This is a genomic window from Pseudoalteromonas sp. SR45-4 (assembly GCF_014163535.1).
Lineage (GTDB): Bacteria > Pseudomonadota > Gammaproteobacteria > Enterobacterales > Alteromonadaceae > Pseudoalteromonas > Pseudoalteromonas nigrifaciens.
Map to the genome: position 1 here is coordinate 1 of NZ_JACJDO010000089.1, position 1,806 is coordinate 1,806.

The 1,806-nt window shown below is 44.6% G+C and carries 1 protein-coding gene; it reads left to right on the forward strand.

The window, feature by feature from the left end:
* Window positions 1–378: 378 nt before the first annotated feature.
* Entirely contained in the window at window positions 379–1,734 is a 1,356-nt protein-coding gene (ltrA, locus tag H5058_RS18065; RefSeq protein WP_259398653.1) for a group II intron reverse transcriptase/maturase, read from the forward strand.
* Window positions 1,735–1,806 lie beyond the last annotated feature (72 nt).

Sequence of the window (1,806 nt, forward strand, 5' to 3'; positions counted from 1 at the left end):
AAAACATCATATGAGGCGTAGGCTGGAGACGAGCTAGCACAAGATAGCGAAGTCATGTGATCTAACGGCCACCGTAAATGATGCAGTTGTGCAGAGAAAGTCGATGCACCTTATTCGGGGAGATCTGATAAACACGCATCCGCGCTAACGCTTGGAGATTACCAGTTAGGGACTGGTTGTTCAACCCTTGGCGCTTTGGTTGCTGCGACCTACAGCGAGCGAAATAGCAGTAAACAAGCGTTAGTTTCGACGCGCTTTATCGAGTAATCGCTAGAGTGATTTATCAGAAGTCAGCAGACGGCATAGTAGCCAAACGCCCATCGTAATGGAGGGGACACGGTGAAGGCCTGAACATCTTAACCAGAGGAGATACTACAAATGAACTTGAATTCACATAGATCACCGTGTTGTGATAGTGATGAACAGCGTTCGACTGTGAATAATACCTCGAATGAATACAACCAAACAGATCGTGACCTGATGGCAAGGGTACTGAGCAACCACAATATTGGTGCAGCATGGCAACATGTTAAGCGCAATAAAGGGGCTGCGGGTATTGATAATATGAGTATTGAGGAATTTAATCACTTCGCTAAGTTACATTGGCTGGGTATTAAACAACAATTACTTAGCGGCACTTATCAACCCTTGCCAGTCAAACGCGTGATGATACCCAAACCCGATGGCGGTGAGCGAATGCTTGGGATCCCTTCTGTTATCGACAGAGTGATCCAACAAGCTATTGCTCAAGTGATTAGCCCTTACTTTGAGCCTCTATTTTCACCACATAGTTATGGTTATCGCCCTCATAAAAGAGCCAGCCAAGCAGTAAATCATGTTCAATCTTGTGTTAAACAAGGTTATAAAACAGCAGTTGATATTGACTTGTCTAAGTTCTTTGATGAAGTAAACCATGACATGCTGATGAATCGTGTTGGTCGTAAAGTCAAAGACAAAGCACTCATGCGCCTACTTGGTAAATACCTCCGAGCGGGGATCGCAGAGCGCGAAACGGGTCTGTGGTTTGAGTCAACCAAAGGAGTCCCTCAAGGTGGGCCATTATCCCCTTTACTTTCCAATATTTTACTCGATGAATTAGATAAGAAGCTAACCTACAAACACCTTAAGTTTGCACGTTACGCTGATGACATAATCATTTTAGTAAAAACGAAAAGCGAAGGACTCATAATCCAACGGGAAATTACTGCGTTTATCACTCAGCGATTAAAACTCAAAGTGAATGAATCGAAAAGTCGAGTCGGTCCCGTATCAGGCTCGAAATTTCTCGGGTTTACCTTCCGTTACGCTCAAGTGCAGATCCACGAACAGGCGCTAAAGAAATTTAAAGCAAATGTAAGAGAACTCACTAACCGCAACTGGGGGATCTCAATGACCCTACAAATTCATAAACTCACGCAGTATTTACGCGGCTGGGGACACTACTACCTAATAGCCAACGCTTATCAACTAACAGTGGATTTAGATCATTGGATCCGTCGTAGGATAAGAATGTGCTACTGGCGGCAATGGCGTAAACCTCGCACCAAAGTACGCAGTTTAATAAAATTGGGTGTTAGCGAGCGACTCGCCATAGCCTGTGGTATCACCAGTAAAGGCCCTTGTAGAAGCTCAAAAACAAAAGGAATTAACATTGCGCTAGGTAATGACTATTTAGCATCACAAGGTTTAGTGTCATTGAAAGATATTTGGATCAATATTCATTACGGGAGATGAACCGCCCATTGCGGACCCGCATGATGGGTGGTGTGGGGGCTGGAGGTTAGAGACCTCCGGCTACCCGATTAG